This is a genomic window from Pedobacter steynii, from assembly GCF_001721645.1.
Taxonomy (GTDB): domain Bacteria; phylum Bacteroidota; class Bacteroidia; order Sphingobacteriales; family Sphingobacteriaceae; genus Pedobacter; species Pedobacter steynii_A.
The window spans coordinates 5,198,177-5,219,098 of the sequence record NZ_CP017141.1; the positions used below are offsets into that span (position 1 = coordinate 5,198,177).

Annotated in this window: 19 protein-coding genes; 15 read left to right on the top strand and 4 right to left on the bottom strand. The window is 38.1% G+C overall.

The annotated features are described in order from the left end of the window. The first annotated feature begins 62 nt into the window (after positions 1–62). On the top strand, positions 63–392 hold the full coding sequence (locus BFS30_RS21420; RefSeq protein ID WP_069381155.1) for a nucleotide pyrophosphohydrolase: 330 nt from the start codon (positions 63–65) through the stop codon (positions 390–392). Continuing rightward, a complete protein-coding gene (locus BFS30_RS21425; RefSeq protein WP_069381156.1) occupies positions 389–2,296 on the top strand; it encodes a DUF2075 domain-containing protein in 1,908 nt (635 codons plus the stop codon). Before BFS30_RS21420 ends, BFS30_RS21425 begins: the two co-directional genes overlap by 4 nt. A gap of 194 nt (positions 2,297–2,490) precedes the next feature. Here BFS30_RS21425 and BFS30_RS21430 read toward each other — a convergent pair whose 3' ends face one another. Then, positions 2,491–4,080 carry a DUF6119 family protein gene (locus tag BFS30_RS21430; protein WP_069381157.1) on the bottom strand — a complete coding sequence of 530 codons (1,590 nt, stop codon included), beginning with the start codon at positions 4,078–4,080 and terminating at the stop codon, positions 2,491–2,493. A 162-nt stretch (positions 4,081–4,242) separates the two neighbouring features. Here BFS30_RS21430 and BFS30_RS21435 point away from each other — a divergent pair, with 162 nt between their 5' ends. The 7 genes from BFS30_RS21435 to BFS30_RS21470 all read left to right on the top strand — a co-directional run bounded on the left by BFS30_RS21435 (position 4,243) and on the right by BFS30_RS21470 (position 10,677). After that, positions 4,243–4,695: a hypothetical protein gene (locus BFS30_RS21435; protein WP_157262997.1), complete on the top strand. Its 453-nt coding sequence runs from the start codon at positions 4,243–4,245 to the stop codon at positions 4,693–4,695. Between the two features lie 21 nt (positions 4,696–4,716). Further along, positions 4,717–6,417, top strand: coding sequence for a hypothetical protein (locus BFS30_RS21440; protein WP_069381159.1), 1,701 nt, complete (start codon positions 4,717–4,719; stop codon positions 6,415–6,417). Positions 6,418–6,434: 17 nt separating this feature from the next. Further along, on the top strand, positions 6,435–6,626 hold the full coding sequence (locus tag BFS30_RS21445; protein ID WP_069381160.1) for a hypothetical protein: 192 nt from the start codon (positions 6,435–6,437) through the stop codon (positions 6,624–6,626). Further along, positions 6,626–7,147, top strand: coding sequence for a hypothetical protein (locus tag BFS30_RS21450; protein WP_069381161.1), 522 nt, complete (start codon positions 6,626–6,628; stop codon positions 7,145–7,147). The genes BFS30_RS21445 and BFS30_RS21450 overlap by 1 nt, the downstream gene beginning before the upstream one ends. 1 nt (position 7,148) lies before the next feature. Next, a complete protein-coding gene (locus BFS30_RS21455) occupies positions 7,149–8,702 on the top strand; it encodes an ATP-binding protein (protein ID WP_069381162.1) in 1,554 nt (517 codons plus the stop codon). 412 nt (positions 8,703–9,114) lie between these two features. Further along, complete coding sequence (locus BFS30_RS21465; protein WP_069381163.1) at positions 9,115–9,690, top strand: hypothetical protein; 576 nt, start codon at positions 9,115–9,117, stop codon at positions 9,688–9,690. Then, positions 9,691–10,677: a DUF4407 domain-containing protein gene (locus tag BFS30_RS21470; RefSeq protein ID WP_069381164.1), complete on the top strand. Its 987-nt coding sequence runs from the start codon at positions 9,691–9,693 to the stop codon at positions 10,675–10,677. It abuts the gene before it with no gap. A 446-nt stretch (positions 10,678–11,123) separates the two neighbouring features. On the opposite strand, the gene BFS30_RS21475 is transcribed toward BFS30_RS21470, so the two are convergent. Next, positions 11,124–12,059 carry a hypothetical protein gene (locus tag BFS30_RS21475; RefSeq protein WP_157262998.1) on the bottom strand — a complete coding sequence of 312 codons (936 nt, stop codon included), beginning with the start codon at positions 12,057–12,059 and terminating at the stop codon, positions 11,124–11,126. Between the two features lie 362 nt (positions 12,060–12,421). Between BFS30_RS21475 and BFS30_RS27835 the strand changes: the two genes are divergently transcribed. From BFS30_RS27835 to BFS30_RS21500, 5 genes are all read left to right on the top strand, one after another. Then, the gene (locus BFS30_RS27835) at positions 12,422–12,574 is read left to right on the top strand and encodes a hypothetical protein (RefSeq protein WP_157262999.1); all 153 of its coding nucleotides are present in this window, start codon (positions 12,422–12,424) and stop codon (positions 12,572–12,574) included. A gap of 144 nt (positions 12,575–12,718) precedes the next feature. After that, on the top strand, positions 12,719–14,383 hold the full coding sequence (locus BFS30_RS21485; RefSeq protein WP_237028634.1) for a tetratricopeptide repeat-containing sensor histidine kinase: 1,665 nt from the start codon (positions 12,719–12,721) through the stop codon (positions 14,381–14,383). A 10-nt stretch (positions 14,384–14,393) separates the two neighbouring features. After that, a complete protein-coding gene (locus BFS30_RS21490; RefSeq protein ID WP_237028635.1) occupies positions 14,394–15,062 on the top strand; it encodes a response regulator in 669 nt (222 codons plus the stop codon). 265 nt (positions 15,063–15,327) lie between these two features. After that, entirely contained in the window at positions 15,328–16,167 is an 840-nt protein-coding gene (locus tag BFS30_RS21495) for a hypothetical protein (protein ID WP_069381168.1), read from the top strand. 296 nt (positions 16,168–16,463) lie between these two features. Beyond that, a complete protein-coding gene (locus BFS30_RS21500; protein ID WP_083252172.1) occupies positions 16,464–17,285 on the top strand; it encodes an alpha/beta hydrolase in 822 nt (273 codons plus the stop codon). A gap of 31 nt (positions 17,286–17,316) precedes the next feature. Here BFS30_RS21500 and BFS30_RS21505 read toward each other — a convergent pair whose 3' ends face one another. Continuing rightward, positions 17,317–17,694 carry a winged helix-turn-helix transcriptional regulator gene (locus BFS30_RS21505; protein WP_069381169.1) on the bottom strand — a complete coding sequence of 126 codons (378 nt, stop codon included), beginning with the start codon at positions 17,692–17,694 and terminating at the stop codon, positions 17,317–17,319. 113 nt (positions 17,695–17,807) lie between these two features. On the opposite strand from BFS30_RS21505, the gene BFS30_RS21510 reads away from it, so the two are divergent. After that, on the top strand, positions 17,808–18,785 hold the full coding sequence (locus tag BFS30_RS21510; protein WP_208602997.1) for an NmrA/HSCARG family protein: 978 nt from the start codon (positions 17,808–17,810) through the stop codon (positions 18,783–18,785). Positions 18,786–19,026: 241 nt separating this feature from the next. Here the strand turns inward: BFS30_RS21510 and BFS30_RS21515 are convergent, their stop codons facing one another. Next, positions 19,027–20,709, bottom strand: a complete 1,683-nt coding sequence (locus tag BFS30_RS21515; protein WP_069381170.1) for a metallophosphoesterase — start codon at positions 20,707–20,709, stop codon at positions 19,027–19,029. Positions 20,710–20,922: the final 213 nt, after the last annotated feature.

Below are 20,922 nucleotides of genomic sequence, written 5' to 3' on the forward strand. Positions count from 1 at the left end.
TTTCTCATAATTCTCTCATTCCTCATAAACTTTCCTTAATTTTCACAACATATTATTTAGGAATGAATAGCTGGAAAGATTTACAAGATATTTTACTCAAATTCAGAAATGAAAGGAACTGGGAGCAGTTTCATAATCCAAAAGATCTTGCATTAGCATTGTCCATAGAAGTTGCTGAATTAAATGAACTCTTTTTATGGAAAAAGCCAGAGGAAGCTGATGTAGAAAAGGTTAAGGATGAACTTGCGGATGTTTTCGCGTACGCAATTCTGCTCGCTGAAAAATATGATCTCGACATCAATGAGATCGTGAAAACTAAGGTTGCTAAGAATGCTGAAAAATATCCGGTCGACAAAGCCAAAGGGACATCAAAAAAATATACTGAACTATGAGGTTATACTCTGGCACATCCACGAATTTTATAGCGCTGAATGTCAATAACCGAATTGCGGATTTATTGAAAGAAGAATTCTTCAAACAGTTCGGTTATAAACCGTCGCAAAGTGAGGTAATGTCATGGCGGAATTCTTTGTTTCGTTTGTCAGATATTCTGGAGCGCGCAAACCTCACTGACCAGGGGATAATGGTTGAATACAAATTGCCACTTAGTGGAAAAAGAATTGATGTAATTATCTGTGGTAAAGATCAAGACGAGAAGAAGAATGCAGTAATTGTAGAGCTTAAGCAATGGGAGAGCTGTTCTCTCACAGATTACGACAGCGACTACGTGGTAACCTGGGTAGGAGGCGGAAATCGCTCCTTGCTACACCCAAGTGTTCAGGTGGGAAATTATATGTATTATCTGCAGGATAACAGTACCGTTTTTTACGAGGGTAGTGAGCCTATAAAACTTTCGGCATGCAGTTACCTACATAATTACAGCATTAGTAGTAATGATGTGCTTACAGACCAACGCTTTCAAAACAGTATCAGCCGTTTCCCTCTATATGCAAGTGAAGACCGTCTTGCTTTATCTGAATTTATCACTCAAAAAGTAAATTCTGGAGATGGAATGTCCATCCTTGCCGAGATTGAACAAAGCAAAATGCGACCGTCCAAAAAATTACTCAAACAAGTTTCTACCGTCATAAAGCAGAAACTAAAAGGCGAATTGAAATTGTTTGGCACAGTTAAAACCAAAGGTGATTATATCCTTCTCGATGAACAATTGATTGTTTATGATACAGTAATGAGTATCGTTCGTAAAGGATTAGAAAACAAGCAAAAACATGCGATAATTGTAAAAGGTGGTGCTGGCACAGGTAAATCCGTAATAGGTTTGCAACTGCTGGCAGACTTGGCAGCGTTAAATTTTAACACCCAATATGCAACTGGTTCAAAGGCTTTTACCGAAACATTGCGTAAAATACTAGGCGATAGTTCAAAAAGCTTGTTGAAGTATTTTATGTCTTACGGTGAAGCGGAATCAAATGAGATTGATGTGCTCCTAATGGATGAGGCACATCGGATCAGGGAAAAAACTGGATATCCCTTTAAAGCAACTGGTAAAACACAAGTTCAGGATTTGCTAAATGCAGCGAAAGTCTCTGTTTTTTTTATCGACGACTTTCAAGCCGTACGTAAAGGTGAGATAGGATCTTCTGGTTTCATTAGAGCGCAGGCTGAACTTGCAGGTTGTAAAGTTTATGAATATGATCTGGAGGGACAATTCCGAAATGGAGGATCTGAAAGATACAGTGAGTGGATTGATCATACGTTGCATATCAGGAAAACAGCGACCTCGGAATGGATAAATGAACCTGACTATGAATTCCACATTATGGATTCCGCAGAAGCGTTGGAAGAAGCTATAAGGGCAAAGGTTGAGCTTGGGTACACTGCGAGAGTAATGGCAGGATTTTGCTGGCCATGGACTAAAAAGCTGGATGACAATGGTGATTTGATTAAAGATGTAGAGATTGGCGATTATAAGCGGCCATGGAATGCGCAAGAAGGATTAACTGGAATGCGAAAGGGAATCCCCAAATCGCAATTTTGGGCTTATGAAGACGGAGGAATTAATCAGGTTGGTTGTGTTTATACTGCGCAGGGCTTTGAATTTGATTATGCGGGAATAATCTTCGGAAAAGATCTGAGATATAATCCTGATACTGCGGAATGGGAGGGATTCTCTGAATGTAGTTACGACAGTCAGGTTAAGAGCAGCGTAGATTTCCTTCAGCTCGTAAAGAACACTTATAGAGTGCTTTTGGGAAGAGGAATGAGAGCGTGTTATGTTCATTTTATGGATAAGGATACGGAAAGGTATTTTAGAAGTAGGATAAGAAAAAAATAGAGAAATCAGGCTCTGTTTTCTATAACCAGTACTTATTCTAAATTTTTTGAATTATGTTTTGCAGCTTACAGCAACTCTGTCGTGATAAAAACTATTTATGCAACAGGAAGTGTCATAGGTACGATAGAGGAATAGCATAATTGAGAGTCGGTATCATTCCATGGTAAACCAACTCTTAATTTAGTTAAGTGACCTTAAGGCCCAACTACATAAGCGATTTTACAAGTATAGCCCATAAGACCAAGCCCGTTATTAACAGTATCTCTAAATGATACCTTGCTGAAAAAGGGTATATCTTTTTTTTGCGTCTTTCCAATAACTAAAGCAAATACAATTTCATATTGATGGGGATTGTAAGGTTCAGGAAGTACATCTGCTTTACAACCATAATCGACCAGATGTTTGAGAAATTCTTTGCGTATTGCTTCATCTTGTGTAAGGATTTGGCCGCTGAATGCACCCTGTCTAAATAGATGACTGATGCTGGAAGAGCTCTTTCCCATTTTAACATGAAAGAAAGTATGGGTGTCGATGTCGTAAACGTCACATACTTCATTGCCATCTTTTCCAACTGATTTAGATTTAGCCGTAGTATGTCCTAAATCGAAAAGAAATCTGCTTTTTCTGCTCATGCTGAGTGCTGAATTGTAATCACTCTCCTTGATCTTCGTTTTAGTTGGTGTTGGCATATCGTGTGGATCCAGTATCCTTTCAGAATAGAACTGATTAACCAGGCTGAAGAAGTCAGGCGCAACGGCATACCAGCTGCCCTCCGAAAGAATATACTTATTTCCCTTATACTCTGTTTCCCATGAAAGGCAGCGTTGAATTGGCCAGTTCCGGTTTGTACCATTATCTTTGACCAGGTTCACTTTGTAGCTATCGATATTTTCTGGTGTGATTTCTTTTCTGGCATCTCCGATTGAGTTCTTCCAGTCCAACATATCAGGCATTTCAAAAGAATCTTTTTTATTTAATCTGCTACGATCCCCGGTAGAGAATACAAAACCATTGCAATCAAAAATTAATTCGTAGTATTCAGGTGGCGTAAAAAGCATGTTTTCGAACTTGGCCATCTTTAAGTTTCTAGCGAGCTGTTTGACAAGTTCATTAACAAGGGATTTGTCACGGATCATAGCTATATTATCGATCCATGGATAGTCTTGTTTGTAATTATCAGATAAGTAGTGTTTTAAAGTCTCTGTGCATAAGCTTTTTAGCTTCAAAAGGCCCACAATGCCTTTAACCAGTCGTAAGCTATCTTTACCATCCATAGACTCGCCCAATGGATGATCTTTTGGCAATTTACCCGTAATTCCTCTTAGTATATCCTTTTGCTTGTTAATTCCGAATTCTTCAGGTGTAGAACCAGTTGAAGCTTGCTTTTTTGTTTTTTGAGAGTTGATTTCCGGCGTAGTTGTATCCACCTGTCTGATTTCTGACTTCGGAATGCAATTTAGTGCAGTCTTCAGCCCAAAGTTGTAATCAGTCTTAGTCAAATCCATCAAATGAATGCCGGATCCGAGTGGTATGGCTAAAAGTCGATCATCAACTTTAACAATGAGAACAGCTTGTGAAGAGGAATTTTTGAAAGGAGTGGTACTCATTTTAAATGCCTCATTTAAATAGTTCGCCCAATCAGGAGTGTTATTTCTGCTTACTGTATAATAAACAGATACCCCATCCTGTTCTTTTGAGAAAAGTCTTCTATCCTTCTTGAAAATCTGTTTTGGATCTTTAATATGGTCCTTGATTAGATAGATTGTTGGTTTGATCGCAGTCATCTTAGATTGTTTTTGTTCAAAAGCCTAAAGGTATTTAACCATTTCTGGCTATTCTTACGGTAAACCGTAACCATTTAGATGGAGGTGATGTAGTGGCTTACGGTTTACCGTAAGGTTCAGAAATTAGCTAACCATATTTTTGATAAAAGAAATCCAGTTTTTATGGCAAGAATTATTCTTCAACATAGCGAGTCTGCTCTAGACACAGCTAAGAAACAAACGTTATCCATGGGGTTTGTAAGTGACAAAGATTTACTGAAAAAACGTTCAGGAAAATATTTCGATGTTATCGCAGGACTAGATGCCAAATCCTTAACCAATACTCAGGGTATGGAGAAGCTTATGAGTGCAATTCAGGAGGAATTCGGTACGGCGGAATCAGCGAGCCTGCCTTTGGGCATAGTATCCAAATGCTTTTTAGGACATCCTTATGAAGTGCATACTCTTGATTTAAGCGGTAGCCAAATCATCAAACATTATAAGATAAATGAACCGATGGAGGCTGATTTTGAAAAAGCCAGAACATTGGCAAAGCATAATGCTTATTCGATGGTTGAAATTTACAAAGATAAAATCATCTTAATCCGTGAAGACGGAACAGCTACAAAATTGTAACCTAAAATATGCTCTAATAATATGTCACAACAAGTAATCTCTTACGCAGACCTTTCCGTCATTAATAGTGCGTTACGGTCAATCTCAGCAGATATGTCGGGGGTACATTCTGAATTGGGAACGTTAAATTTCAAACAGGATCTGTTAGAGAATGAACTAACAAAGTTAGCTGATTCTTTTGCCGATTTTGTGAATGCCGATATAAAACATAAGTCACTACAGCTTGCTGAAACCCGACAGGGAAATCTGAAGCAAGACTTACAGATAAAGTTTGGATACTATGCCGAATTGCGGAGAATGGCAACCGGCATTTTACAGAGCGTTGATGTAGGTATAGTTGGTGATGACACCTTAAGATTCACTACTGAAGAGGTCATGATCAAAGCACCTGGTTATTGGTTAGCACCGGCATTAGTTGCATTAGCTGCCTGGATTAGAGACGATCGTCGCACTAATGAGAAAGCGCTTACTGAGGCTCTGAAAAGAGACGACTACAAGACAACACTTTTCTTTCTGTTGTTAATGAGGAGACTCCAAAGAAATGACGCGAGCCTGAAATGGCTGGAACGTTATTTTATGCACCAAAATCCACATCATCTTGATAGAGAATTCATTGTTATACTAGAAGCGGTAACTACTGGTGTGTTCCCTCCGGCAGCGAGGCAATTTATGATGACGAATGTAAAAAGCTGGTTGGATCAACTAACACAAGGTGATCTATTTATCAACGAGCAAAAAATTCAATGGATTCGTTTCTTTAAGACACTTGGTCCTCTGTCAGACGGTAAATATCCTTTACTCGGAAAATTTTCAACGAATTGGGAGTTACTCGAAATCTCTTTGCGGGAAGCAAAAGCGCATGAGGTAATAAGCGATCATTTCAAGAGTATTGTTGCTGCCTCTGCCGATTTTTCAAAAAGCACAAAAGTCCAGTTAGATGAAATTTTGTCGCTCTTGGTAACCAATTTTGATGATGAAGAATTGCCACTGCAGGAACAGGTGAGGTTAAATCAACTCATCATTCAAATGGATGGGGATAAAAGTGCTGCACAAGCTGTTATGGCTGCCGAGAAAGATATTTTTAGTGAGAAAGTAGATTTCCTGCAGTTGCTTACAAACGCCTCTTTTAACCCAGAACTTTCTGGGGTAACGAAGGTAACTCAATCTCTTGCTGTTTCTATCAGTCAACCATGGATTACAGAAGCATATAATACCTATACAGCACAAAGTAGAAATAGCATACCACAGAATATTGAACTTAATATCGATAGTTTTAAGGCCAGTACCATCAATGGAAGTGACGAAACGGAGCTAATTGAAAAGCAAAATACATACTATCAAAACGTTCTGAAAATCGACCTTGGCAAACTTTCATTTCCGTATGAAGGCGTAATTATTGGTGCCTTAATTTGCATGGGTAGTATCTGGGCATTTACATTAAGTGTTGTTGCAGGATTAATCGGACTTGGAATTGGAGGCGTCCTGATCTGGAATGGGATCAACAAACATGCTAAGGCGAAGAGGAAAATTATCGAAGACCTGGAAGAGCGGAAGCGTAAAGCAAACGAAGTCTTGAGAGGCTGCATTGCAGAAGCTGTAGATTATAGAATTGAACATACCACGGAAGATGTCAAGGCAGAGCTGGCTTTACAACTTCTCACCTCAATTATACCCGAAGATTTTTCTAGTGTATCAAGAGAGACCGCGCGAAACATTATTTAACCTTTAATCATACAAAAATGATGAATATCATATTAGACGAAAGTTCAACCCAACCCGAAAAGAACAATAGCCAGGAGAATAAAGAGACGGTAATGAGACCTAATTTATTTACAGGTAGTACAGAGGCTAAAGTTGGTGAAGCTAAATTTCCAGAATGGGACATTATCCCGTCCAGTCAATTCGTTAATCCTAGAATTAAACCACAGTAATGTCATCAGTAACAACTTATGCAGAGTGGACTATTTTGCTTACACAATTCGGAGCGGGGAATGATATCTGTTTAGAAAAGTTGAGGGGAGGGACGTTCGTTATAGATGCCGGAACTGCTTCCCGATTCTACTTAAAAGTTGAAGAGGTCTATAACAAAAGAAAGCAGCGTTGGCTTGATAAATTCCAGCATTCATTTCGATCGCAAAGTTTTAGGACAATAGATGATTTCGAAATTCTTTTAAGAAACGGAAAACAGAATCTGCATCCGTTATCAGCGTTTATTGCCTTGAATGGTCTGCCTGAGGATTTAAAAAAAACGCTAAAGAAGGATCTTGAAGAATTTGTCTCGGAAATTAAGAAATCTTTAAAGGACAATGTTTCAAGGTCGTCGAATGAAAGAGAAAAGATGCTGATTCTATTGAGTTCTTTCGGAATAAATAATATTCCTGACAACACAAGAGTAACTGATGCTGAGATAAACGAAACCATACCTGCTACAGGCAGAAAAATACTATTCTAAAATGGCAAACAAAATAGAATTCAAAACTTCGCTTTTACGGATGTTCCGGGCGCGAATACCTTTTATATCAATAAGAAGCATCGAAAGAGCCCGAGTCTTGGAGATTGTCCAGCAATTGGCTGAAGAAATCAATATCCCAATTTATGTGCACAGTCTGTCGCATGGAACAATAGACATTAAAACCAGGAAAAGTGTAAACGATGATAGATCTGTTGCAGGTGGCCTGGATTATGCTGTTCAGCATATTTCACAGAGACATAACCTAACTTTTGTTTTTAATGAAGTCAGTGATATTGAAGATGATAATCTGGTTTCAAGGCATATTTACGATTGCGTTGTTCAGGCAATAGAACGGGGAGGGAGTATATGCTTAATTACCACAAAAAGCATTTGGCCTCAACTGCAAAGAATGGGAATGACCATTGCACTTGATGCGCCGAATGAGGAAGAAATGTTGGAAGTTGTCAAAGATTGTGTTATGCCTTATAAAGGATCGATTCCATTAGAGTGGGACGAAACTGATTATAAAATGGCTGCCACTGTCCTGGCAAATATGACTAAAATTGAGGCTGAAAATGTTTTGGCGACCCAGATGGCCAAAGGATCGCTAACCAAGGATGATATCCGAGAACTAAGTAATGCCAAGGACAGGTTATTTAGCGATATTTCTGGACTGGAGAAAGTAAAGATCGATCCTTCTACGCTCTCTGTTGCCGGTTTAATGGGACTTCAAAATTGGCTTGATCATCAAAAACAACTTTTAACTGCTGACCTTAAGGCAAGGAAGATGAGGCCTCCAAGGGGTGTTCTGTTGGTTGGCGTTCCGGGTTGTGGTAAATCGTTATCTGCGAAATTTGTTGCAGCCAACTGGAATTTACCTTTATATCGTCTTGATCTGGCGGCTATCCATGGTCAATATCTAGGTCAATCTGAAAATAGACTGAAAGAGGCATTGGCGTCGGCTGATCATGCAGCTCCCTGTATTTTGTGGATTGACGAAATAGAGAAAGGCCTTGCAGGAGCAATTTCTTCAAACGATGGAGGAACATCTAACAGAATGGTGGGACAGTTTCTTTTTTGGCTCCAGGAAAGTGAGGCGAAAGTGTTTGTCGTCTCAACAGCAAATGATGTAAGTAAGCTTCCTCCAGAACTTTTACGTAGAGGACGTTTTGATGAATTATTTTTTATTGATCTGCCTGCTGAAGAAGAACGAAAGGATATTATCAACCTTTATATCAGACGTAACTTATTAACTCAACCCTCTGAAATTATATTAGCCAGGCTTGTTGAAATTTCGGAAGGCTTTGCGGGGTCTGACCTTGAAGGTGCCGTTAGAGATGTCGCAATTCAGGCGATAATACATGGGGATGCCGTTGTTGACGACGAGTTGTTCGAAAAATGTTTTAGAAATGTAGTTCCATTGAGTAAAACCGCTCCCGAAAAAATTGATGCTATAAGAACCTGGGGAAGAGAAAGGGCTGTGCCCGCGTCAGGCGTTTCCTGGAACGTTACTTCACATGACAGTGTAACTGGTACAAGGTCTATTATCATTTAATCGGTTTTTATGGTTTCCCGTAAATAAATCATTCGCAGTCTGTCTATTTTTGAATTGCTTAATACCGAAAATTTCATGAAACCTTACCGTAGATACATCAACGCAAAAGATCGACCTAAAAGAAAGGACGAAGAACCTATACCTGATAAGCATGGTTCCTACGGAGCATTATTGTTTGATAGAAGGTGGAAAGATAAACGAAGTTCGATCTTAATCAGGGATAATAATAAATGCGTGATCTGTGGATTTGCTGAGGGCTTACAAGTACATCACAGACAATACCTTTACGTGACAGCCTTGAAAAAATTCAAGTCTCCATGGGACTATTCTGACAAAACGTTAATAACGCTGTGTAATTCATGCCATCAACGTGGTCATTCTAAATTCAAAGTACCAATAATCTATATTTAATATGTTTGATTTTTTAAGAAAAAGAGGTTCTGAAGAAATGCCTTCGAATCCACTGAAAATCGCTGAATCGGTCGAAGGATTGAGATCAATTGATATTCCTGAAAATGTATTTATTGAGAACGAAAAGGATTTCTCTGTAAAAAATGAGGAAACTTTAGTGAAGAGGGCGGAAAATAATATCGAATTGTTATTTGATTTTCTGGATAGAAATCATGAAACAAAAGGATACGACGACGCTTTAATGAATCCTGATGTAAAACACATGGAACAGAATGTTGATGCGCTAAAAAATGAGTTGGAACGAACGATAAGAAGAGTGAAAACGTTTTATGAGGATTTCAACAAGGAAATAGATTTTCATATTGAAAGCAGAGGAAGAAGTGGAATGGTGGATGTAGTTGATGAGCTCAAAATGAAAAAGAGTATCGCTGAAAGCCATGTCCAAAAAGTTTTAGAGATAGAAACCGAGCATAAGAACAGCACGGGGGATAGCCAGGGAATGACTCTTAGCTATATCCGTGGCTTTATGAATGGACTGTCTGCAATTACACACCACAGTATATTAAGAAGATTTTAGATGAGAAAATTTCAAAATTGGTGGATTAAGTTCAGTTGCTTTTTAACTGGGTATAATTTTTATATCCTTAGTAATTGCAGTGAAGTCTCGACCCGGAAAGTGAAAAAATATACAGCAGCGCTACTCATTGTATCAACTGTATGGGCTTTTGTTGGTTATTGCTTTTGTGATAGATATATGAAACTTGGTCCAACCGGAAGTATATTCGGTGCAATTATAGCAGTGCTGATAATTATTCAGATTGAGCGTCAGATATTATTGGCAGATAAAACTAACAGATGGTTAAAGGTTACTCGTATTGGATTGGCGATTCTAATGGCCGTAATTGGCTCGCTTATCGTTGATCAGATTATCTTTAAGGATGATATTGATAAAGCTAAAATAAAAAGCAATCAGGAGCAGGTTGAAGCCTTGTTACCTGCTAGAACGAAGCAAATAACGGAGCAGATAACACAATTAAATGCGTCGATAGCCACCAAGGAACTGGAACGAAAGGAACTCTTGGACGACATCAGTAGAAATCCTAATCAACAGATTGTAGAAACTTCTTCGAGCCAGGTTCCAGTGACCAAAATAACAACCGACAGCTCAAAAACAACAACTACAAGTACTGCACTCAAAACAACAATTTCAAGAAATATAAAAGTAGTGCCTAACCCCAAGATTAATCAGCTCCAACCAATCGACGACCAATTAAAAGTACTGGCTGATCAGAAAATGATAAAAGAAACTATGCAGCTGGGGCTAAAAACGCTGTTGGAAAAAGAGGTAGATAGTAAAGTTGGGTTCTTAGATGAACTTCAAATTATGTTTAGTATTCTAAACGAGTCTTTCATTGCAGCAATTGTATATGTCATATGGCTCTTATTTCTCTTGCTTCTGGAATTACTTATACTAATTGGGAAATCAAACGAAGATGATTCTGATTATGATAAAACCATTCAGAAACAAATGGCCATACATTTTAGAAAAATAGAGCTGTTGTGAAAATTTGCCGACCAGGCAAAAAAGTAGAAGAGATGAAGAAAACTAAATAGTAAGCCTCAATTAGAGGCTTGTTTCTTTTTTAGGCGTTGGCACTTTCATTGTTCATCTTCTGGAATGATAAAGCCCCTCGTTTCCAAGGGGCAGTCATTAATTTTTCGTTAATCAATTGATAGCCAGAATTTAGTTCAGCCTAGTGCAATGTGCGCACTTAGGTTTACCACCTGTTCCTGATCTTAGATTCTCTTTTTCAATGTTGTTACCTTCTGTACACTGAGTGTTGTCATGATAAACATTTTGTTTAATCGAATGAAATGCAGCTGTCTTTGCCATAAAAATTGATTTAATTAAATGAGATACAAAAAACTCAATTAAATATTCCTCTTTCGTACGGTTAACCGTAAAAGGCAAGGCTATTTGAAAATAGCTACGGTTGTGGCATTTTTAGATTACGGTATCTTTGATTTAGCAGGTTCAACATATTCAACATACATATGCTCAGACATTGGCAGTAATCTTTTACGGCTGTCGGCGGGGTTTTCGCCTCCAGTAGTATAAAACTCTACTTTGCCATTTATTTTTGAATAATGAATCTTGCCAATATCATTGCGGGTAATCAGGGCTATGTTTTTTATCCTTTTTAAGTGCGCCAATCTAAATGTGTCCAGCGCAACGATGGTAGCACCATCAACTTTCTGATCACAATCTATGGATTGATACTGCTCGCCATCCCAATACATGCATTGAGGTTTGTCGTAGATAAAATAGGAGCCAACCATAATAATTACTGCGGCAAAAAAAGCGATAATGCCTTTGTAGAATTTAACGGGAATGCCCAGGTACCCAATGTTACTTATTTGGGCATCAATTGGTAATACTGAAAGTAATTCACTTTCCTTTGGTTGTGTTTCGCCCTGAGGATTTTCCGGTTGTATTGATACAGGGGCTGGTTCTGATACAGGTACTGGTAATGGTGTCTGTATAGTCTGGGTATTGGCCGATTCCCATTCTGATTTCACAAGGACATAAATATCGCCAGATTTATAAGGTCTAGGCTCAAAATCTATGAACCAGGCTAGGAGTTCAATCGTGATCTCTTTTGGAGTGCCAACTTTTCCTTTTAGAAAGTTATCTAAAGGTTTGAATTTATCAGGGCCTTCTGCTTTAATTCTCTTTACATATTCCTCTCCGCTATCTCTTTCGCCGAATAACGACTTAAAGGTTTCACTATCCTTTTCTGAATATCGATTGTGAAATACATTCAGACATTCCGCTTTCAGATTTGCGGTAGTATAACTCGCCAATTTACGAGGTAATGTTCCCTCTTTTTTTTTCTTTTCATAAGCAAGAATCACTTCCCGTTTATAATCTTCAAACCTTTTCAAATCATTTAAGCGCTAATCGTTAGACGGAATTTTCGGAATCTCTAAAGAATTTTCGGAATTCTAACGGAATCATTGGAATCTTCGGAATCCTTTGATAAACAGTGGTTTTATGCCCCATATGTTTGCATTAGAAATCAGTTCAGACTTTGATTCGCTATCAGAGTTTAAATGTACAAAACAGATTTCAAAAAGAGACAAAGACGCGGGAGTTACTAACCGGTTTGGGAAGCAGTTATTAGCTCCCGCGTTCGAAGCTCATACTTCCCAAAAATTTCAGAAGGCCTTCTGATTTACAATCGTAGCAGCCCCCGCGTATGGATCGCGGGGAACTACAGAGTATTTCATTCTTAAATTTTTGAATTATGTTTTTTCAGTTATTAATTGCCATGATATTGGGATTGACTTCCCCTTCAAATACTACCAGTGAGACACAAAATGGTGTTACCACAATGAATACCGAGGGCGATCCGAATACAGGAGGTGATACAGGACAAAATCCTCCTCCAAAAAAATAACAGTAGATCAGTAGGGTGGAAACCACCCTACTTTTTTGCATTATTACTAATCAAGTGATTAATACTTTTTATCAATCAATAAATAATAGCAGGAGTTTGGTGTAAATTCTCGTTTTTTTCTTTATTTTGGATAAAATTAATCGCTTGAAACCTCTCTATCTACTCTCGTTTCTTTTGATGTTTTTTCATTCTTGCACAGATCGGGTCAAGGAAAAAAAAACAGAAGATAATTTGTTCTATGACCTGGCATTTGAATTCCGGGATAAAGAAATGTATGATAGTGCTTTTTTTTACTTCAATAAGGCTAAAGAATTATTTCTGCTGCAAAAGGACAGCCTGGGTGCGGGAAGGTGCTTAGTTAACATGGGAATTATTTCAACACGGAAAGGTGATTATTTTGGAGGACAGGAAATTTCGCTAAATGCACTTTCTCATTTTGACAAAAAGAAAGAAGATCAATACTTTTATATTCATTCTAACTTTAATAACCTTGGAATAGCAACGCATAATCTGGGAAATTATAAAGACGCATTAAAATTCTATGATTCCGCAATTAAATTTTCCAGGGATTCCTTAGACACCCGTCTTTATCTAAATAATAAAGGCAAAACTTATCAGGTGATTCGCGAATACGGAGAGGCTCTGAAAATATACAATCAGATCTTAAAGGGGGCTAGTAAAAATAGAAAGGAATATGCCAGGGCATTAACTAACATTTCTCTAACAAAATGGTTGCAAGACTCCACCTATAATGCCGTTCCAAATTACCTAAAAGCATTACAGATTCGTGAAGAAGAAAATGATCTTTGGGGTCAAAATTCCAGCTATTCACATCTTTCCGATTTTTATGCTAAAAAGCAAGTCGACTCTGCATTGATTTACGCCAATAAGATGTATGATGTGGCAATAAAAATAAAAAGTGCTGATGATAGATTAGCTGCACTTCGGAAACTGATTAAACTTAATCCACCTAAAGTTGCTAAAGAATACTTTCAAGCCTATCAAAATCTAAATGACAGTTTACAGACTGCTCGCAATCTCGCTAAAAACCAGTTTGCGCTTATTCGTTATGAAACAGAGAAACATAAAACAGATTTTTTAAAAGCCCAGGCTGAAAATGTTAAGAAGCAAAATAATATATTAAGACAAAACTTTGCCCTGGGTATTTTGGCATCAGTCATGTTAATCGGATACTGGCTGTATAGAAAAAGAAAAAAAGAGTTACAGCAGGAAAAGGAGTTGGAAGTCAAAAATACAGAGATTAAGTATGTGAAAAAAATTCATGATCGGGTTGCTAATAAAGTATATCAGGTAATGTCCGAAGTCGAAAATACTTCACACATCAATAAGGAAAATTTGATGGATAAGTTGGAAGTCCTTTATAATATTTCAAGAGATATCTCCTATGAAAGAGAGTTAAATACGGAAAAAAATTATGCTCTGCAGCTTTCAAAAATGATGAAGTCTTATTCATCCGAAATAATAGAGATTTTTATAATCGGAAATGAAGAGGAGCTATGGGAAGGGGTAAGTTCCGAAGCGAAAACGGAGGTCTTTTATATTATGCAAGAGTTGATGACCAATATGAGAAAACATAGTAAAGCGGAATCCGTGGTTACAAGATTCAGTCGGAGTAATGATACTATAAATATTTGCTATTTGGACAATGGAGTGGGGATGAATAATGCTGTTAAGAAAAATGGTTTGACAAATACGGAAAACCGTATAAAAAGTATTCGGGGTACCATTACATTTGATACTACAGCGGAAAAAGAGTTCGAAATTCGGCTCTCATTTCCTTTTTCTTAAAATTTCAAGAATGATGTTCAAAAAAGTACTTATAGCAGAAGACCACGAGCACACTAATATTTCTGTGCGGAAAACCCTTGAAGATCTTGGTGTTGCTCAGAAAGAGTTTAGATTTTATTGCGACGATGCGCTAGCGCTCTTAAACGCAGCATTTCATCAGGAACAGCCGTTCGATTTACTGATTACTGATCTTTCTTTTGAGGAAGACAAAAATATCCAGGTTATCAATGGAGGTCGAGCGCTTATTAAAGCTGCGAGACATTTACATCCCAATTTAAAAGTAATAGTTTTCTCTCTCGAAAATAATGTATCAGTGGTCGATGAACTATTTGAGAACCTAGATATTGATGCTTACGTGCGTAAAGCCCGATATGATGCAGATGATCTGAAACGAGCTATAGATGCAGTTTCTAACCATAAAAAATATCGTTCTGCAGATTTGATGAGAAACAAAAGAATAGATAATTCTTACGATTTTAAAGCTTTTGACATTGAGATTATCACACTATTGTGTAATGGGACACCTCAAAAAAACATCCCATCCTATCTGCAACAGAATAATATTAAACCATCTGGCTTAAGCAGCGTAGAAAAGCGTCTTAACTTTATAAAAACAGCATTGAATATCTCCAGCAATGAGCAACTAGTTGCTTACTGTAAAGACAAAAAAATTATTTAATCAGCTTTGGGGTTTTATCTGAGCCTAACTTGTAAAAAGCAGCTGGAATAATGAGTTTAAACTAAACATCTATGAATACAATTCTACTCTTGGGAAGCATTTTTCTCAATACTATTACGCCCATCGCGACTAAAGAGGTATATGTCTGCAATAACAAAAAAGCCGATAAGTATCATTACTCATCAACTTGCAGAGGTCTAAGTAATTGCCAGTATAAAATTTCGAAAACAACGATTCTCATTGCAGAAAAAAAAGGAATGACACTATGTGCCTGGGAAAGCAAGAAAAAAGAGCAAAAAGTAAGGTTGAAACAGAAGAATCCAACGCAAATTTAAGTGTTAATAAGGATCACAATATGATTAGAATAATTCTTTCCTTTATAGCTATTACATTAGGTATTTCTTGTTCTCAAGCGGAGCATAAGTCAAATATTAATGATTCCATAGCAAAGGAGACCGTTTCTGATAAGTCTCCGGCTATTTATGGAATAAACGCTGCGGAAATAGCCATCAGAAAGGGACCTGGTTTGAAATATGGAAAAGTTGTCAACGAGAAAGCTACTCAGATTATTGGTGAAACGCAGTATTGTGAAGTCGGTTTTTCTACCAAAGTTGTGACACTGGAAAGGGAAGAAGAATGGACCAAAATAAAGGTGGTGGATCCTGAGTGGCTTTCCGATACCTATATTGGATGGGTGCCTTCTAAAGTTATCATTACCAGTGAAGATCAGGAAAAGCAGTCGTTCGGTAGGCTGGATCCTAACGATTATCAAATACTAAAAACAAATCACAATACAATAGTTGAGAATTTTCATGTATTACTAAAACATAAAAATTTTGACAAGAACTATGTTTATCAATTTATAAAAGCATTCCGAAAAGAGAATTGCACCAAGAACTGCAATGTTGAATTGTATGATAGCAAATCTATTTTAAACTTAATAGATGTATATCCGTTGGAAGGACAGGACTATTTAAAAATGGCTGATCACTTGATTTCTATTTCAAGTTTTGACGCATCTGAAGATAGTAGTTGGTACCCTTGTCAAAATTTTAAGTATAATGAGTTAGGTGGTAAAAACTGGAAGAAAACTCCAATCAAATAATATTTCTCTTTCGTTACAGTTGTGTCTATATTAAGACGTTTAAAAAAAGTCGAAATTTAGTATTGCTGTATAAATTCGCGTATTCCTATACTGAAATATAGCAATACTTCCTAACTTAGTTAGGAAGTAAAGGACTGTATGTGCGCTCATTACTCTCTTTACGTTAAATTGAGAAATCGATTTACGTTCTGGAAGGAGATGCTTGATGGCAAGTAGAGAATGTTTTTCTGGCTGGCTTATTAACACGATACCTTTACAAGGTAACTTGAATAGAAAATGATAAAAATTAACTGCTAATGAAACGACTTATTTTCCTATTTTCTTTTCTAATATTGGTCCAATTTGCTTATGGACAAAATGTTGACAGTCTTAAAAAGGAAAAAATTCAAAAAGAACTGGAACAACAATTCTTCCCTGGTTCCAAATTCCAGAAAGACTATCATTTTGAATTTCCGGAACCTTTTACTGAATTAAATTTCCGGACAAAAGATGGCTACAAATTAAATGGCTTACTCTTCAAGTCAAGGCAGACAAACGGATTGATCTTTTATCTGCATGGCAGTAATGGTGCATTAGACGTTTGGGCAAAAATTGCACCCTTTTATACTAACCTTGATTATGATATTTTCATTCTTGACTATCGGGGTTATGGGAAGAGTGAAGGCAAGGTGAGTAGCGAATCTGAATTGACTGATGACATTCAAACCGTATATGACAACTTAAGAAAAATTTATTCGGAGCATAGGATTATTGTGATGGGTCAATCCATTGGTACCGGACCTGCTGCAATCCTTGCCGCAAACAATAATCCTAAAGCACTGGTCTTACAAGCCCCATATTATAGCTTATCGGATTGGATATCCAACGTTGCGCCAGGTACTGATTCTTCCAATATGAACTATCAATTTAATACGTTTGAATTTTTGCAAAAAATAAAAGTGCCTGTAACGATTTTTCATGGGGACGCAGACAATGCTGTATATGTTGGCTCTTCTGAGAAATTGAGTCGGTTTTTAAAAAAAGGTGATCAATTGTTCATTTTGAAGGGTGAGGGGCATACCAATTTTACCAGTAACACAGAATATCTGGAAAAAATGAAAACAATCCTTAAATATTAAAACAATGCTTCGTTTTGGAAATGAAACAAGTTTAAAGAGGGTTGCTCACAAATTCACCCTTTTCTGAAACGATCTGATTTCCCCATTCTGTAATTGTTTCTAAGACAGGGATAAATGTTTTTCCAAAATCCGTGAGACTGTAAATCACCTTAACAGGAGGTTTGTTGCCATATACTTTTCTTGATACAAGGCCGTCCTTTTCCAATTGCTTCAACTGTAAACTCAATGTCATTTCAGTAATATTTGGCACTTCTTTCCGAAGCTCGTTATACCGTTTTTCAACATCTTTTAAATGGTAGAGAATTACCGCTTTCCATTTGCCGCCTATCAAATCCATCGCCAGGCTTATTGTACAGGGGTAAGCTTTCCCATCTAGTTTTACGTAATCACCAACACATTCTGTTTTCATGATGCATTTATTTTAACCTATCTGTTTGGATAGTTATTGCAAATTTAATGTACTAAAGATAGTTTTGCAACTATAATTTTTATAGTGTAAAATTTCACCTAAATCATAAAAAAATGGTATCGGATTTAACAGCAAATGAAAACTTGAATCAGGAAGATAAACCGTTGATCACAATAGTCGGTATTTTGGGTAAGCAGGGGAGCAGTGCGGCACGTACATTGCTGAAAAGCGGACGTTATCGTGTACGTGGAATTACACGACGGATAGATTCGCCGGAGGCGCTTAGTTTGGCCAAACAAGGCGTTGAATTGCGGAGTGTACCCCTTTGTCTGGGATATGCAAAAGATTTTGTGGAGGCATTCCGGGGTTCGGAGGGTGTTTTCATGATGACGCCCAGTATTGCTCCTCCGGAAACTCATGAACTGGAGTTAGGCAAACAATTGGCAGATGCAGCGGTTGAAGCAGGGGTTCAGCATCTGGTCTTTAGCAGTTTGGAAAATGTAGATAAAATTACGGAAGGGAAAAAGTTTGCCCCTCATTTTACAGATAAGGCCAGGATTGAAGAATATATCAGGACGCTTCCGATCAAAAGCTCCTTTATCTACATGGCGTTCTTTTACACTAATCTTATGGAGTTTTATACTCCTGTTATAGAGGGTGATACGCTGGTGTTTCCGATTTATTTACCCAGCGATTTTAGGGCGCCGTTTGTTGATCCCCTTACTGCCACCGGGCCGGCTGTTTTGGAGATTTTTTCGAACCCGGAGAAATATGCAGGTAAATCCTTGCCGGTAATTGGCGATATGATTTCGCCCCAGGAAATCGTAGACACTTTTGTTCGGGTCACGGGCAGGAAAGCGAAATACAGTTCGGCATATACAAGGGAGAATATGCTGCATCATTTCCCGCAATTCGCCTCAAACGAGCTGTTAGTGGACGAAATTTTAGGAATGGCCGAATACGCAGTTGAATATGGTTATTTCGGTAAAGACCGTGATTTGTTTTGGAGCCGGGAAGTGAATCCGGATAGTCTTACCTGGGAAGGATTTCTGCGCAGCACTGGTTGGCAAGGTGAAAAGCGTTCCTATTAGTTGAACGTTAGATTAACCTTTAGGAACCAGAACCAGCTTCATCACTTAGGTCACATCGTATGCAGATACATCCGGTTCCAGATCAGCGTCTATGTTTAGTATTTTGCAGATATCCTCGTAACTGTTTATTTCTGATTTGAAATTCATTTTATCTTAGCTTTAGCGGTCAGGTTTCTTCGTTCGGTAAAGGGAATCCCTGGAAATACTGCAATAGCAACATTTCCAGGAGTTTTCCCGATATTTAGGGAGCTGTGCAATTGGTACCGATCAGAGGAGTATAAGTAACCTGCGATTGGGTAGTATGGAATTTAAAATAACATCCATTGTTGTAATACACCCCCTCCATATATCCATTTTGGTAATTGTTAGTATGTTGTAAATCTATTTCCAGTATTTTATTTTGATACAGTAAGGTAATCTCGTTATTGAGAATGGTGTGGCCGATGTAAGTACGGTCTGCACCAAACTTGGTGAGTATATTATCTACCTGCGTCTGTGTGAGTGCTTGCTGTGCCATGCCCCTATACCAATACAGACCTACTGAACCGCTTGTGGCGGTTTTACAATCCGAACTGGTACAGGTTTGATTAATTTTCGAAATCAAGTGTGCATTAAGTTGCGTTACGGTTTGGTTCAATGCTGCAACATCGGGGCTGATACCAGCATGTAAAAACAGGGTAGTACCTGATTTCTCCAGTATATTTTTGCTTCTCAGCCACTTGCCCAGCTCAGTGTTAGCGTCGTATAATGCCGAGTAGTTTTCGCCCATGGTTTGTGCATTAGTTATATACTTCGCATTTACATAACGATAATCACCTATCATATTCATAATGTCATGATTGCCGAGTATGAAATGAACTTTGCCACCAGCCGTGGCAGCTTCCTGCTCCAGTTTATATATCAGCCATAGGCATTGTGTTACATACGCTCCTCTGTCAAAAACGTCACCCATAATATAGAGGTGGCCCGAGCCATAGGTCCAGTTGTAATTATTATCAATAATGTTAGCCTTTTTCAGTAGCATTATAAATCCATCAATACCGCCTTCTATATCAGAGGTGGCAAAATATTTGGTCGGTAAGGTGGCTGATTCGGCTGGTTCCCGGCTTATTAATTGAGGCTTAAGGTTTACCGCAAATGAGTCTCCCCCAGGCAATTCTATATTCAGGCTCACTTGATCTCTGGTGGCATAAGTTTGAGTGGTATAACCGCTTTCCCTGTCGATAGATTTCACCACGTATTGATTGTTCCTATAAAATACATAGGGGCCGTCAGGATCAGCTACGGCTGTCGTAGCGTTTTTGATAGAACAGTCGAAAGACACATCGCTGCTGGTAGCATTTTGATTGTGTACTTCAATTGCAATTACATTATCACCGGTATTGAAACGGGATGAAGCAATCTTATAATTAAAAAAATTGTTCTCTTGAGCCGTGGGAATGTAAGTGCTGGTGCCGGTCGTGTAAGTAATGGTTCCTGTCTGAGGCAATAACGATGTTCTCAGTACTTCGGATCCATTAATGTAAACTACTGCCGCATCATCATGAATCATGGAAAGCACTACCGAATCCGTCAGCGCGCTTCTATCCGCGATATTAATATGCTTTCTAAAATAATAGGTAATAAAGCCGGATTGTAAAACAGTAGCCTCATCACCATCACCAAAGCCAAACTGTCCCGAGCCTGTGTTCCAACTGGCATCATCGAAAGCAGGGGATTGCCAGGCGGTTCCCTGATTAGAACCATTGCTCAGGTACTTCCAGCTTGATCCGGAATTCAGGATAGGTTCTGTTGCGAGGGCTGTGAGAGCGGTGGATGTTTGTTTCATTTTAATTTCAGAAGCGCTGTCTATACTTGACTTTTGACAACTGATGATAGCCAGGCCTATAATGGTGGAACAGGCAAATAGCAAACGTTTTTTCATTTTTTGTTGGTTTAAATAAATAGGGATTTTTTTGTACTAATATAAAGTTTTGAACTTCGATTTAACGATAGTGCGGGTTCTCAGCGGTTTCGGTACTAAAACGCTCATTTTGTCCCCTTTACTTTACCATTTATCCCCTCAATTTTTAGCTCATCGCTGTATAGTTTTACTTAAATGCATGTATGCGTAAAATCTGTGTTTATGCTATAAAGG